Annotated in this window: 14 protein-coding genes; 10 read left to right on the top strand and 4 right to left on the bottom strand. The window is 69.9% G+C overall.

Annotated elements, in window-relative coordinates; all coding sequences use genetic code 11:
• Nucleotides 1–53: 53 nt before the first annotated feature.
• Together GLX25_RS07820 and GLX25_RS07825 are read left to right on the top strand one after the other, a co-directional pair.
• Entirely contained in the window at nucleotides 54–995 is a 942-nt protein-coding gene (locus tag GLX25_RS07820; RefSeq protein ID WP_155841884.1) for a glycosyltransferase, read from the top strand.
• A gap of 1 nt (nucleotide 996) precedes the next feature.
• The gene (locus GLX25_RS07825; RefSeq protein WP_166548589.1) at nucleotides 997–1,917 is read left to right on the top strand and encodes an NAD-dependent epimerase/dehydratase family protein; all 921 of its coding nucleotides are present in this window, start codon (nucleotides 997–999) and stop codon (nucleotides 1,915–1,917) included.
• 9 nt (nucleotides 1,918–1,926) lie between these two features.
• Here GLX25_RS07825 and GLX25_RS07830 read toward each other — a convergent pair whose 3' ends face one another.
• On the bottom strand, nucleotides 1,927–3,117 hold the full coding sequence (locus GLX25_RS07830; protein ID WP_166548590.1) for a glycosyltransferase family 4 protein: 1,191 nt from the start codon (nucleotides 3,115–3,117) through the stop codon (nucleotides 1,927–1,929).
• A 117-nt stretch (nucleotides 3,118–3,234) separates the two neighbouring features.
• Between GLX25_RS07830 and GLX25_RS07835 the strand changes: the two genes are divergently transcribed.
• The 6 genes from GLX25_RS07835 to GLX25_RS07860 all read left to right on the top strand — a co-directional run bounded on the left by GLX25_RS07835 (nucleotide 3,235) and on the right by GLX25_RS07860 (nucleotide 9,562).
• Nucleotides 3,235–4,218, top strand: a complete 984-nt coding sequence (locus tag GLX25_RS07835) for a lysylphosphatidylglycerol synthase transmembrane domain-containing protein (RefSeq protein WP_155841887.1) — start codon at nucleotides 3,235–3,237, stop codon at nucleotides 4,216–4,218.
• A 91-nt stretch (nucleotides 4,219–4,309) separates the two neighbouring features.
• Nucleotides 4,310–5,614, top strand: a complete 1,305-nt coding sequence (locus tag GLX25_RS07840; RefSeq protein WP_155841888.1) for a glycosyltransferase family protein — start codon at nucleotides 4,310–4,312, stop codon at nucleotides 5,612–5,614.
• A gap of 12 nt (nucleotides 5,615–5,626) precedes the next feature.
• Nucleotides 5,627–6,544: an ABC transporter permease gene (locus tag GLX25_RS07845; RefSeq protein ID WP_155841890.1), complete on the top strand. Its 918-nt coding sequence runs from the start codon at nucleotides 5,627–5,629 to the stop codon at nucleotides 6,542–6,544.
• Nucleotides 6,545–6,555: 11 nt separating this feature from the next.
• A complete protein-coding gene (locus tag GLX25_RS07850) occupies nucleotides 6,556–7,455 on the top strand; it encodes a glycosyltransferase family 2 protein (protein ID WP_155841892.1) in 900 nt (299 codons plus the stop codon).
• Between the two features lie 47 nt (nucleotides 7,456–7,502).
• Nucleotides 7,503–8,732, top strand: coding sequence for an ABC transporter ATP-binding protein (locus tag GLX25_RS07855; RefSeq protein ID WP_155841894.1), 1,230 nt, complete (start codon nucleotides 7,503–7,505; stop codon nucleotides 8,730–8,732).
• Nucleotides 8,733–8,737: 5 nt separating this feature from the next.
• Nucleotides 8,738–9,562, top strand: a complete 825-nt coding sequence (locus GLX25_RS07860; RefSeq protein ID WP_155841896.1) for a hypothetical protein — start codon at nucleotides 8,738–8,740, stop codon at nucleotides 9,560–9,562.
• 8 nt (nucleotides 9,563–9,570) lie between these two features.
• On the opposite strand, the gene rfbA is transcribed toward GLX25_RS07860, so the two are convergent.
• From rfbA to GLX25_RS07875, 3 genes are read right to left on the bottom strand one after another with little or no spacing between them, the layout of a single operon-like run.
• A complete protein-coding gene (gene rfbA, locus GLX25_RS07865; protein WP_155841898.1) occupies nucleotides 9,571–10,440 on the bottom strand; it encodes a glucose-1-phosphate thymidylyltransferase RfbA in 870 nt (289 codons plus the stop codon).
• Nucleotides 10,441–10,443: 3 nt separating this feature from the next.
• Entirely contained in the window at nucleotides 10,444–11,055 is a 612-nt protein-coding gene (locus tag GLX25_RS07870; RefSeq protein WP_166548591.1) for a dTDP-4-dehydrorhamnose 3,5-epimerase family protein, read from the bottom strand.
• 30 nt (nucleotides 11,056–11,085) lie between these two features.
• A complete protein-coding gene (locus GLX25_RS07875) occupies nucleotides 11,086–12,222 on the bottom strand; it encodes a hypothetical protein (protein WP_166548592.1) in 1,137 nt (378 codons plus the stop codon).
• Between the two features lie 107 nt (nucleotides 12,223–12,329).
• Between GLX25_RS07875 and rfbB the strand changes: the two genes are divergently transcribed.
• Both rfbB and rfbD read left to right on the top strand, forming a co-directional pair.
• Complete coding sequence (rfbB, locus tag GLX25_RS07880; RefSeq protein WP_166548593.1) at nucleotides 12,330–13,328, top strand: dTDP-glucose 4,6-dehydratase; 999 nt, start codon at nucleotides 12,330–12,332, stop codon at nucleotides 13,326–13,328.
• Between the two features lie 2 nt (nucleotides 13,329–13,330).
• Nucleotides 13,331–14,179, top strand: coding sequence for a dTDP-4-dehydrorhamnose reductase (gene rfbD, locus GLX25_RS07885; RefSeq protein WP_166548594.1), 849 nt, complete (start codon nucleotides 13,331–13,333; stop codon nucleotides 14,177–14,179).
• Nucleotides 14,180–14,187 lie beyond the last annotated feature (8 nt).

Consider the following 14,187-nt stretch of genomic DNA (forward strand, 5'->3'; position numbering starts at 1 on the left):
AATGACGTGCACATCACGTCGGTGTGCGTGCCGCGTCCCCACCAGAGAGCCCCATGAAGGTATTCGTCCAGATCCCCTGCCTGAACGAGGAGGAGACCCTCCCCGCAGTGCTGAAGTCCATCCCCCGCGAGATCCCGGGCGTCGACGAGGTCGAGATCCTCGTCATCGACGACGGGTCGACCGATCGGACGGTCGAGGTCGCCAAGGAGCTCGGCGTCACGCACTTCGTCCGGCACGCCCGCAACATGGGGCTGGCACGGTCGTTCGCCGACGGCGTCGACTACGCGCTCCTGCACGGTGCCGATGTCGTCGTCAACACCGACGGCGACAACCAGTACCCGCAGGCGCGGATCGCCGACCTCGTCCAGCCGATCATCGAGCGCCGGGCCGAGATCGTGGTGGCGGACCGCCAGACGCAGAAGGTGGAGCACTTCTCACGGTTCAAGAAGGTCATGCAGCGCTTCGGCAGCTGGGTGGTCAACAAGGCCGCCGGAACCGACCTCCCGGATGCGGCGAGCGGCTTCCGCGCCTACTCGAAGGAGTCGCTGATCCGGCTGAACGTCGTCACGAGGTTCAGCTACACCATGGAGACCATCATCCAGGCGGGGTACAAGCGCCTCGCGATCACGAGCATCCCGATCGAGACGAACCCGAAGACCCGCGAGTCGCGGCTCTTCAAGAACATCTGGCAGCACATGGCGCTGTCCGGATCCGCGATCGTCCGTGCCTACCTCATGTACCGCCCGTACATCGTGTTCGCCTCGCTGGGCGCGATCCTCGCCGTGCTCGCGCTCATCCCGTTCGTCCGCTACCTCACGCTGCTGGCGCTCGAGGTCCAGGGCGATCACATCCAGTCCCTCCTCATCGGCGCGATCCTGGCGACCGGTGCCCTGCTGTCGTTCGCGCTCGGCGTCATCGCCGACCTCACGAGGATCAACCGATCACTCAGCGAGGACTCGCTCGACCTGCTCAAGCGGCAACGGTACGGTCGCTAGCGTGCGGGCCCTCGTCGTCGGGGCGAACGGATTCCTCGGCTCCCACCTGGTCGACGCCCTCGCCGTGCGCGGGCACGACGTGACCGCGTTCGACCGGTTCAGCACCGACCGCCGCGCGTTCGACGCCGACGTGCCGGTCGTCCGCGGGGACTTCACGGACACCGAGGCCGTCGCGCGAGCGGTCTCGGGACACGATCGGGTCTTCCACTTCGTGTCCTCGACGACGCCCGCGACCGCCGGCAGCGATCCCGTCCTGGACGTGCGGGGCAACGTCATCCCCTCGATCGCGCTGCTTCGCGCGTGCGCCGAGCAGGGCGTCGAACGGGTCTACTTCGCCTCGTCCGGCGGGGCGGTCTACGGCGACCTCGGCGCCTCGCCGGTCCATGAGGAGCGGTCACCGCACCCCGTCTCGCCCTACGGAATCGGGAAGCTCACCGTCGAGTCCTACCTCGGCTACTTCGCACGCACGGCGGGGCTCGCCTCGGTGGCGCTGCGGATCTCGAACCCGTACGGCCCCAGGCAGCGCGCCACCCACGGCCAGGGGCTCATCCCCATCGCCCTCCGCGCGATCGCCGCGGGCGATCCCGTGCTGCGGTTCGGCGACGGATCGATGGTCCGCGACTACCTCTACGTCGACGACGCCATCCGCATGATCGGCTCGATCGTGGAGGCCGAGCCGGACCACCTCGTGTACAACATCGGCAGCGGTCACGGCACGACCGTCAACGAGGTCATCGCGGGCCTGTCCGCGGTGACCGGGATCGACCCCCGCGTCGAGCAGCGCGACCAGCCGCCGACGTTCGTGCAGGCGTCGGTGCTCGACATCTCCCGGTTCGCCGCCGAGTTCGGCCGGCCGGAGCTCACGCCCCTCCACGAGGGTCTCGAACGGACGTGGGCGGCATTGCGCGGCCCAGCGGCCTGAACCTCGTCGTCAGCGCGCGTCGACGCTCGACAGGGTCCCCAGGAGCTCGCGGTACCGGGCGCCGACGGCGTCCGCCGAATACCCCTCGGCCGTCTCGCGGGCGGCCGCTCCCAGCCGTGCCCGCAGCTCGGGGTCGGCGATCAGCGAGTCGAGCACGGCGGTGAGCCGCTCGGTCTCGCCCGGGGGCACCAGAACGCCGTTCGTGCCGTCCTCGACGGCTTCGTTGATCCCCGGGACGTCTGATGCGACGATCGTGCATCCGGCCGACATCGCCTCGAGCAGCGCCACCGGGAGGCCGTCCTTGTCACCCGAGGCGGCGAGCACCGACGGGAACACCGCGAGGTCGCACGCCGCATAGCGTCGCACGAGTTCCGCGCGACCGAGCTGCCCTGCGAACGTGACGTCGAGGCCGCGGGCTCGGGCCTCGAGCGAGGCCCGCAACGGACCGTCGCCGACCACGGTGAGCGAGACCGCCGAATCCGTTCCGAGTCCGCGGAGCGAGTCGAGGAGCACCTCGACGCCCTTCTTCTCGACGAGTCGCCCGACGAACAGGATCCGCGTCCGTCCCGGCTCGGCCGGGACCGCGGGCGCGGCCTGGACCGCCGAGAGGTCGGCGCCCATCGGGAGGATGCGGACCGCCTCGGGTGCCGCACCGAGCTCGATCACGCGTTCGCGCATCTCCGCGTTCATCACCGTCACGGCGCGCGCCCAGCGGATCACCCAGGACTTCAGCGCCCGCAGCGGCCGCGCGTTCAGTGCGTAGAGGTCGCCGCCGAGTGTGGTGAGGAGCGCGGGCGTCCGTCGCAGCGCGACCCGGGCGACGACGCCCTGCGGGATGATCCAGTGGACGTGCGCGACGTCGGGTCGCCAGTCGCGAGCGGCCCGGCGCGTCGCGAGGAACTGGGCGACGAAGAACGGGACCACCTGCAGCCACCGCGACCGCTTCTCGCGGAGGTTCTCGATGATGGCGCCGTCGGCCAGGCTTTCCCACCGGCGCGGGAAGTAGCCGTACCGGCGGACCTCGAGCTCGCCCACCCGCTCGCGCGCGGGCGCGCCCGGCACGCGCGGGACGACCACCATGACGTCGAAGCGCTCGGCCTCGCGCTCGGCGAGGTCCCGGACGAACGCGGGGGTGCCGTCGGAGGCGTGCGCGGGGAAGGTGGACGCGAGGACGAGCAGTCGCGGCTTCTGGCCAGCCATGTATCGGGACCTCCGGGGTGGGCGTTCGGCCATCGGATTCCGCCGGACGGCCGCAGACAGTCTACGGATGCCCGAGCTGTGCGAATCCGCAGTGCGCATCCGGGATAATCGGTCCGGATGAGCACCCTGTCCCGTTATCGCAAGCCCCTGCAGTACGCCTTCGCCCTCGTGGCACTCGCGGCGATCGTGTGGATCGTCGCGGCCAACTGGGACGCCTTCTCGAGCGCGGTGCTCGGAATGGATCCGTGGTGGCTGCTGGGATCGCTCGTCGCGGGCGCGGTCGCGGTCGTGTTCTCGATGCTCGCCTGGCGCTCGGTCGTGATCGCGTTCGGCCACCGGGTGACGCGCGCCGACGCCGCGCGGATCATCTTCATCTCGCAGATCGGCAAGTACATCCCGGGCGGCGTCTGGCCGATCGTGGCCGGCACGGCCCTGGGCATCCGCGCGGGAATCCCGGGACCCATCACCGCGGCGACGATCCTCGTCCAGCTCCTGGTGAGCGTCGCCACAGGATCCGTCGCGTCGATCGGCGTCCTGTTCGCGTTCCCGCAGCTGCAGGAGTTCGCCTGGCTCATCTGGGCGGCGGCGGCGCTCGGCATCGTCCTGCTGCTGCCCCCGGTGATGGAGCGGTGGCTCCGTTGGGGGTTCCGATTGATCCGGCGCGCATCGACGCTTCCCGAGTCGATCGGCGCGGCACCGCTCGGTGCCGCGACGCTGTGGTCGTTCGCCAGCTGGGCGGCGTTCGGCGTGCACCTGTGGTGCGTGGTCTCGGCGACGGTCGGACCCGATCCCGCGCTGATCCTCATCTCGGTGTCGGCGTTCGCCTTCGCCTGGGTGGTCGGGTTCCTGTTCATCATCGCGCCCGCCGGCGCCGGGGTCCGGGAACTCGTCCTCGGCGTCGTGCTGGCCTCCAGCGTCGGGTCGGCGGCGTTGCTCGGCATCGTGATCGTCAGTCGCATGATGCTCCTCGTCGTCGATCTCGCCATGTTCGGGGGTGCGCTCCTCTCGGCCCGGCGCGAGACCGGGGGCGATCCGGCCGCGCTCCCGGACCGACCCGGACCGCGCAGCCCCGACGCACCCGCCGGTGCGCCCGCGGACTAGCGGCGCGACCCCCGCCGGGAGGCCGAGGTTCGCCCTCTCCCACCGGGTGTGGAAGGATCGAGTACCCGCCCCGCACACCCGAGAGCCCTGAATGTCCCCGAACCGCACGGAATCCTCCGCGCCAGGCGTCGAGGGGGTCATCGCCGACCACCTCGCGATCTGCGACGGCGCGAAGGCGGACGGTCCCAGAGGAACCGTCGTCTTCTGCGTCTCCACCGACGACCCCGCCGAGGGAAAGGGCGACCTCTTCGTCGCCCTCGGCCTCGCCCGCGCACTCGGTCGCGCCGGGTGGGGCGTACGCCTCTGGCCCATGGATCGATGGAACGAGCCGCTCCCAGACGCCGACGTCGCCGTCAGCATGATCGAGTCCTTCGTCCCGGGCGGCGTCGCCGCTCGCACCGTGCTGCTCGGATGGGTCCGCAACTGGACCGAGCGCTGGGTCGAACTGCCGTTCCTCGCCGCATTCGACGGCTTCCTCGCCTCCTCGATCGCCACGGCCGACGAGCTGCGGAAGCGCTACGACGGGCCGATCGGCGTGCTCCCGATCGGCGTCGACACCGAACTCTTCGACGGCGTCGCCCCCTCGGCGCGCCCGTCCGACATCGTGACGACGGCGAACTTCTGGGGTGCCGAGCGGGAGCTGCAGGAGGCGATCCGCCCGGTGGCGGCGCGCCATCGCGTCGACTGGTACGGCCAGAACGCGGAGCACCTCGTCCTCCCGGGCGGGGTCCTCCATCGCGGAGCGGTCACGTTCGAGGAGCTCCCCGCCGTGTACGGCTCGGCCAAGCTCGTGCTCGACGACCTGATCGAGCCCGCGAAGGCGTTCGGCAACCACAACAGCCGGCTCTTCGAGGCGCTCGCGTGCGGCGCGCTCCCCATCACCAACACCGACGCCGGCCTCGACGAGCTCGGGCTCTCCGAGGTCCCGTCGTACGGCGAGCACGCCGCCCTCGTCGACGTCGTCGACGGACTGCTCGACGACGACGAGCGGCGCGCAGCCCTCGCCGAGCGGCTCCGGTCGATCGTGCGGGATCGGCACTCGTACGCCTCGCGCGCCGAATCGTTCGACGGGTTCCTCGCGCCGATCCGCTCATCGGACCGCCGGGTCCGTCCTGAGTGGCTGGGGTGGGCGACCGAGGTCCGCGAGTCGCTGCGCGACGCGGAGTTCGCACTCGACGAGACCAGGTCCGGCCTGCACGCCGAGCAGCAGCGCACCAGGCGCCTTCGGTCCGAACTCGACGAGACGCACGCCCGACTCAACGAGGTGGCCACCCGCCTGAGGGCGATCGAGTCCCATCCGGTCTATCGCACGATGTCCAAGGCGGCCCGGGTCGCACGGCCGCTTCCGCGCCCTGCTCGGAGGGACGCGCAGGGAAGACCGAATTCGAGCGAATAGACTCTCCTCGTCATGAGTACCTCCTCCGATGCCGCCGCGATCCGCGCTGCTCGATTCCGCACCCTCTCCGCCCTCCCCATGGAGGAGACCGCCACGGACGGCGGCGGCTACAGCCTCCTCGGCTCGCTGAAGGAGATCCTCGGTCGGCGCGAGATGCTCGGCCTCATGGTGCGGCGCGACCTCAAGGCCCGGTACAAGGACTCCTCGCTCGGGTTCTTCTGGTCGCTCGTGCGTCCGCTCACCCAGCTGGCGATCTACTACGTCGTGCTCGGCCAGTTCCTCGGGGCGGCACGGGGCATCCCCGACTTCGCGATCTACGTCTTCACCGGCCTCACCGCGTACACGCTCTTCAGTGAGATCGTGCTCGGCGGCGCGGGGTCGATCGTCGGCAACGCGGGGCTCGTGAAGAAGATCTACCTCCCGCGCGAGATCTTCCCGCTCGCGTCGATCGGGTCGGCGATCTTCAACTTCACCATCCAGCTCGGCATCCTGCTCCTCGCCACGCTCGTGCTCGGGGCCTTCCCCATCCACCCCGGCCTCGCCTACGTCATCCCGTCGCTCGCGATCCTCCTCGTCTTCGGTGCCGCGCTCGCCCTGCTGCTCGCGGCGATCAACGTCTTCCTGCGCGACGTGCAGTACCTCATCGAGGTCGTCGTGATGCTGCTGATGTGGGCGTCCCCGATCGTCTACAGCTGGTCCATGGTCAAGAACGTGGTCCAGCCCTGGGTCCTCGACCTCTACACGAACAACCCGATCACGCTCGCCGTGCTCGGCTTCCAGAAGGCGTTCTGGACGGCCGGCGCCGATGCGTCCTACCCCGACGACCTCCTGCTGCGCCAGGGCATCGCGATCCTCGTCGGACTGGTCGGCCTGGTCGCTGCGCACGCGGTGTTCAACCGCATGCAGGGCGACTTCGCGCAGGCGCTCTAGGTGCACCGGCCGTGACCCGCGCGCACGTGACCACGATCGTCGTGGCGTACAACTCGAGCAGCGTCCTGCCGGACCTGCTCGGGTCCCTCGGGAAGGCGTCGACGGGCGACGTCGACCTCGACGTCCTGGTCGTCGACAACGACAGCCGCGACCGGGAGGCGAGCCGGCGGATCGCCGAGGCGGACGGAGCGCGCTTCCTCGCGCTCGACCGCAACGTCGGCTACGGCGGCGGGGTCAATGCGGGGGCCGGCACCGTCGCCGAGTCCGACGGGTACCTGCTCGTGTGCAACGCCGACCTCAGGTTCGAGCAGGGCTCCATCGACGAACTGGTGCGATTCGCGGAGGCCCACCCCGAGGTGGGCGCCCTCGGTCCCGCGATCCTCAACGAGGACGGCACCGTCTACCCGTCGGCTCGACGGTCCCCCACGCTCCGCGAGGGGATCGGCCATGCGCTGCTCGGCGGGATCGCACCGCGCAATCCGTGGTCGCGTCGGTACCGGGAGGAATCCGTTCGCACCGATCGTCCGAGGCCGGCGGGGTGGCTCTCGGGCGCCTGCCTGCTGGTCCGCGCCGACCTGTTCCACCGGCTCGGCGGCTTCGACGAGAGCTACTTCATGTACTTCGAGGACGTCGACCTGGGCGACCGCGTTCGCGCGGCCGGCCACGAGAACATGTACGTCCCCGCCGCGAAGGTGACCCACCTCGGCGCGCATTCGACGAGCGAGGTGTCGAGCCGGATGCTCGCGGTCCACCACGACAGCGCCTACCGCTACCTCTCGCGGCGCTACCCCGCGTGGTGGCAGGCGCCGATTCGTTGGGCGCTTCGGGCCGGGCTGTGGATCCGCCTCCGGTGGATCACGCGCCGGGCCCGACCGATCGCGGCCGGCGCCGGACGGACGGCGCACTCCTGAATCCCCCGCACTTCACCCCCACACACGCAGAAACGGAGCGACTCCGCATGGCCAGCACTGGTTCGGTCAGCCCGGCCGGGCAGACTCCGGCTCCGGAGGTCATCAGCCTTCGCGACATCTCCAAGCGCTTCGTCATCCGCAAGGACAACTCGCTCAAGGAGCGGCTCGTCACGCTCGGCCGCGCCGGCCGCCGGCACCGCGAGGAGTTCTGGGCGCTCCGCGGCCTGTCCGCCGACCTCGAGGCCGGGCAGACCGTCGCGCTCATCGGCCACAACGGCTCCGGCAAGAGCACGCTGCTGAAGATCATCGGCGGGATCATCGAACCGACGAAGGGCACGGTGCGTCGTCGTGGACGCATCGCGGCCCTGCTCGAACTGGGCGCCGGATTCCACCCCGACCTCACCGGTCGCGAGAACGTCTTCCTCAACGCCTCGATCCTCGGGATGTCGCAGTCTGAGACCGAGGCGAGGTTCGACGACATCGTCGCGTTCTCGGGGATCGGCGAGTTCATCGACACGCAGGTCAAGTTCTACTCCTCCGGCATGTACGTGCGACTCGCCTTCGCCGTCGCCGTGCACACCGACCCCGACATCCTGCTCGTCGACGAGGTGCTCGCCGTCGGCGACGAGGCGTTCCAGCGGAAGTGCCTCGACACGATCAAGCGATTCCAGACCGAGGGCCGCACCATCATCCTGGTGACGCATTCGATGGGCCAGGTGTCCGAGCTGGCCGATCGCGCCATCCTGCTGCACCACGGCCAGGTGATCCAGGACGGCGATCCGAACGCCGCCATCGCGGCCTTCCGCGACCTGCTCGAGGGCGAACGCCGCGAGCAGGAGCGGGACGCGCCGAGCAATCCGGTGCTCGAGAACGGCCGGGTCCTGTCGGCGAGCGTCCACGTGGACGGACGCGCGTCCGGGGAGTCGTTCCAGCCGGGAGACGACATCGTCATCACCACGTCGCTCGAGCACACGACGGGCATCGACGAGTGGGTCTGCGCCGTGCAGATCGACAACGTCATGGGACAACCCGTGTGGGGGACGACCACGCGTCGTGTCGGGCTCGAGCTCGCCCCGTTGGAGGGCACCCGGACGCTCTCGCTCACGGTCGACGACGCGATGTTCGCGGGCGGGAAGTACTTCGTGAACGTCTCGCTCATGGACTTCGCCGGGCGGCACCTGCACGACCTCGTCCAGGCCACGAGCTTCAACGTCGCCGACCAGCCGGATGCCGCGGGCTCGGTGTACGCACGTCCCCGATTCACGGTCGTCGACTGATGGTCGTGCGCCGGATTCGGCGATTCGGCGCGCGCGTCGCGCGTCGCACCGCACGGGCCCGGCGGACGCTGCTGCTCCGACGCACCCAGCACGGACGGTTCGGCATGCGGGTGCTCGCGGGCGGTCCCGACGCCGACGCCCTGCCGGTCGTGATGGCGTTGTGGTCGCGTCCCGAACGCGCCGCCGCGATCCTCGAGGAACTCGCCGCCCAGGAGGGGACGCCTCCGATCCGGCTGTGCTGGTGGAACAACGCACCGCGTCACGATGCGGCCTACCGCACGGCCGTCCGTGGTCTGGCCCGGGCGGGCGCGATCGCCGGCATCGAGTACCGGTCGAGCCGGGTCAACATCGGCGGCCTCGCGCGATTCCTGGTGATCCGACGCCTCCGCCGCCAGGGGTACTCCGGCCCGGTCGTGCTCCTCGACGACGACCAGGTGATCGGAACCGACTTCGTCGCACGGCTCACGGCCGGCTTCGCACCGCGGTCGGTCCGCGGCGTGTACGCCTTCCGCCAGCACGACTCGTACTGGTCGCGTGAGCCGATCGAGGACGGCGACGCCGCGACCTACGTGGGCACCGGAGGCTGCGTCGTCGATGCGGCGATCGTCGACGATCCCGCCTTCTTCACGAGCCTCCCGGACCGGTACCGGTTCATCGAGGACCAGTGGATGAGCTTCCGGGCGCGGGTACGGGGGTGGACGCTCGCGAAGGCGGACGCCCCGTTCGAGTTCGTGCTCGACGAACGCAACCAGTACCACGGCCTCATCGAGCGCAAGGACGAGTTCTTCGCCTACCTCTACAACTCGCGGCCAGACCTTCGTCCGAGGTGACCGGGCCCTCAGGCCTCCGTCGCGAGCAGGTGCTTCAGGTACTGTCCGTAGCCGCTCTTGACGAGCGGGGCGGCCAGCTCGCCCAGCCGTGAGTCGTCGATCCAGCCGGCGCGCCAGGCGATCTCCTCGATGCAGCCGATCTTGAACCCCTGTCGGTCCTCGATGACGCGGACGTACTCCGACGCCTGCATCATCGACTCGAACGTGCCCGTGTCGAGCCAGGCGGTACCGCGGTCGAGCACCTGGACGTTGAGCCTGCCGGCTTCGAGGTAGCGCTCGTTCACCGTCGAGATCTCGAGCTCCCCGCGCGCGCTCGGCTCGATCGTCTTCGCGATCTCGACCACGTCGTTGTCGTAGAAGTACAGGCCCGGCACGGCGTAGTTGCTCTTCGGCTCCGCCGGCTTCTCCTCGATCGAGAGCGCCGTGAAGTCCTCGTCGAACTCGACGACGCCGTACGCCGTGGGGTCGCTGACCTGGTAGGCGAAGATGACGGCGCCCTCGATGTCGTTGTGCTGTCGCAGCGCCGAGCCGAGGCCGGTGCCGTGGAAGATGTTGTCGCCGAGCACGAGCGCCACCGACTCGTCGCCGATGAACTCCTCGCCGATGATGAACGCCTGCGCGAGGCCGTCGGGCGAGGGCTGCACCGCGTACTCGAGGCGGATGCCGAGGCCGGAGCCGTCGCCGAGCAGCGCCTTGAACTGGGCGTTGTACTCGGGCGTCGTGATGATGAGGATCTCGTTGATGCCGGCCATCATCAGCGTCGACAGCGGGTAGTAGATCATCGGCTTGTCGTAGATGGGCATGAGCTGCTTCGAGATGCCCTTGGTGATCGGCCAGAGCCGCGTGCCGGATCCACCGGCGAGGATGATGCCGCGCATCGGTCAGTTCCCCTTGGAGTTCAGCGAGTCGTAGAAGGCGCGAGCGGCCTCCCAGGTGGGCAGCAGTCCGGATGCCGCGGCCTCGGCGAGGCTCGGAGCGTCGGTGTCCTTCGGCGAGAGCAGCAGGTCGCTCGAGTCGAGCGTGAAGTCCAGCCCGATCTCGCGGTCGAGCGGGTTCACGCCGTGCTCGCGTGGCGCGTTGAACGGCGCGGTGACGAGGTAGCTCACGGTCGCGTCGTCGCTCAGCGCGACGAAGCAGTGCCCGAGTCCCTCGGCGATGTAGATCGCCCGCCGGTCGTGCTCGTCGAGCAGCACCGAGTCCCACTGTCCGAACGTGGGCGAGCCCACGCGGATGTCGATCACGAAGTCGAGGACCGCACCGCGGGTCGCCGTGACGTACTTCGCCTGGCTCGGCGGGATGTCGGCGAAGTGGATGCCGCGCACGACGCCGCGCTTGGACACCGAGGTGTTGGCCTGCGCGAGCGACAGCGGGTGCCCGATCGCCTCCTCGAGGCGATCGAAGCGGTACCACTCGAGGAAGACGCCGCGGTCGTCGCCGAACTGCTTCGGGGTGATCTCGTAGCTGTCGGGGATCTTCAGTTCGCGGATCTGCACCCCGGAAGTCTACCCAAGTCGAGCTTTCGGTCAGGCCGTCACATGGAAGGGCTCGAACATGGTCGCGAATGCGATCGCGACCGACAGCACGGCGAACGCGGTGCCGAGAACGAGAGCGGCCCCACGCCCGAGAGCGTGCGCGCGGGCGGACGCGAGGATCAGCAGCGGAAGCATCGCGAGGATCATCCGCGGCCGCGGTCCGACGTTGCTGACGGCGAACACCATGCCGATCACCACGACGCTGTACGTGATCTCGAGGAGGTCGAGCCGACGTACGAGCGGTGCAGCGAGCGCCACGAGGATGATGAAGACGACGGTCATCGTCGCCATGACGGCGTACGCGTGGTACTCCGCTCCGGCGTCGGGGAGGATCACGAAGAACCCTTCGACGAGTCCGACGCCGAAGTCGAACCGCTGGTCCCACTGCCGCTGCGCGGCGAACCAGATGAGCGGATCCCCCGTGCGGATCCAGGCGAACACCACGACCAGCGCCAAGCCGGCGACCCCACCCGCCGACGCGAGCCACGGACGCACGTCCCGTCGTCGGGCGAAGGCCGCGATGCCGAGGACCACCAGACCGATCACGAGCGCGATCCCCGTCGATCTGGTGGCGCAGGCGAGGAAGGCGGCCAGCGCCACGAGTCCCCAGCGGTCGTGCCGTGCCGCGAGGAGCGCTCCCGCGACGTAGAAGAGGAACGACGCCTCGGTGTACGGCAGCGCGAGGGCGATCGAACCCGGGAAGACCGCGATGAGCACGACGGCCGCGTCCGCCGCCCCGTCACCGAACAACTGCGCCGTGAACAGACGCACCAGTGCCAGGAACGCGAAGCCGAAGACGGTCGCCGCGACCGTCCCGGCGATCACCGCGCCGCCGGGGAGCACCAGGTCGAACAGCCGGATCGTCCACGGCCAGAGCGGGAAGAATCCCCACGGGCCGAATCGCGGTCGGTCCGGCAGGGTGAGGTCCGGCGGGTATCCGTGCTCGGCGAGGTGGGTGTACCACCACCCGTCCCAGATGACCATCATCTGCCCGACGGAGATCGGCCGCCCCATCGCCGCCTGCGCCAGTGCGAACCCGGCGACGAAGAGGAGTCGCGTGACGAGGAATACGACGGCGACCCGAGCCACCCAGTGTCGCGTTGCGCGACGCAGCCGTCCCCCGACCATGCGACCCCCCTCGCACTCGTCGGCGCCGCGAGTCTAGCCATCGCGGGCAACGGCGGCCCTCGCGACGCTCGCAGCCCGACCCGGACGACCTCGGTAGGATGAAACGCGTGTCAAGACTCCTCGTGACCGGCGGTGCCGGCTTCATCGGCTCGAACTTCGTCCACTACGTTCTCGCGAACACCGACCACTCGGTGACCGTGCTCGACAAGCTCACCTACGCCGGCAACCTCGCCTCGCTCGACGGACTCCCCGAGGACCGCTTCCGGTTCGTCAAGGGCGACATCTGCGACGCCGAGCTCGTCGACGCGCTCTTCGCCGAGCACGACGCCGTCGTGCACTACGCCGCCGAGAGCCACAACGACAACTCGCTGGCGAACCCGCGCCCGTTCCTCGACACCAACATCATCGGCACGTACACGCTGCTCGAGGCCGCGCGGAAGCACGACATCCGGTTCCACCACATCTCGACCGACGAAGTCTACGGCGACCTCGAGCTCGACGATCCGGCCAAGTTCACCGAGCAGACGCCGTACAACCCCTCGAGCCCGTACTCCTCGACCAAGGCCGGCAGCGACCTGCTCGTCCGCGCGTGGGTGCGCTCGTTCGGCGTGAAGGCGACGATCTCCAACTGCTCGAACAACTACGGCCCGTACCAGCACGTCGAGAAGTTCATCCCGCGCCAGATCACCAACGTGCTCCGCGGCGAGCGTCCGAAGCTGTACGGCAAGGGCGAGAACGTGCGGGACTGGATCCACGCGAACGACCACTCCTCGGCGGTCCTGACGATCCTCGAGAACGGCGTCATGGGCGAGACCTACCTGATCGGCGCCGACGGCGAGCGCAACAACAAGGACGTCGTCGAACTCATCCTGACGACCCTCGGGCAGCCCGCCGACGCCTACGACCACGTCGTCGACCGCCCCGGCCACGACCTCCGCTACGCGATCGACTCGACGCGCCTGCGCACCGAGCTCGGCTGGGAGCCGCAGTTCTCCGACTTCGAGTCGGGCCTGGCCGACACGATCGCGTGGTACCGCGACAACGAGGCCTGGTGGGCGCCGCAGAAGGACGAGACCGAGGCGAAGTACAAGGCGCAGGGGCAGTAGCCGTGCGCGTGCTCATCACCGGCGCGAACGGGATGCTGGGCCGGGACCTCCAGTCGGCGCTCGCTGGCCGCGAGGTGACCGCGCTCGGCCGTGCCGACCTCGACGTGACGGATGCCGCCGCCGTCGCCGCGGCCGTGGCGGGTCATGACGTGGTCGTCAACTGCGCCGCCTACACGAAGGTCGACGACGCCGAGTCGCACGAGGAGCAGGCCTACGCCGTCAACGCCACCGGCACGGCGAACCTCGCCGCCGCGTGCGCGGCCGTCGGAGCGCGCTTCGCGACCGTCTCCACCGACTACGTGTTCGACGGGAACGCGACGGAGCCGTACGCCGAGGACCTCCCCCGCGATCCGATCAACGCCTACGGCCGCACCAAGGCCGCCGGCGAGGAGCTCGCGCTCGCCGCGCATCCTGACGGCACCTATGTCGTCCGCACGGCCTGGCTGTACGGCGAGCACGGCGCGAACTTCGCGCAGACCATGCTGAACCTCGCGAGGTCGAAGGACACGTGGTCGGTCGTCGACGACCAGCTCGGCCAGCCCACGTGGACGGCCGACCTCGCGGCGCAGATCGTCCTGCTGCTCGACGCCGACGCCCCCGCGGGCGTCTACCACGGCACCAACTCCGGCCAGGCCACCTGGTACGAGTTCGCGAGGGCCGTGCTCGAGGAATCCGGCCTCGACCCCGAGCGGATCACGCCGACGGACAGCTCGTCGTTCGTGCGCCCGGCTCCGCGTCCGTCGTACTCGGTGCTCGGGCACGCCGCGTGGGCGGCCGCCGGACTCGCCGAGATGCGGCCGTGGCGCGACGCGCTCGCCGACGCGGTCCGCTCCGGCGCGCTCACGGCCTGACCCGCTCG

This window comes from Agromyces luteolus (assembly GCF_009729855.1).
GTDB classification, from domain to species: Bacteria; Actinomycetota; Actinomycetes; order Actinomycetales; family Microbacteriaceae; genus Agromyces; species Agromyces luteolus.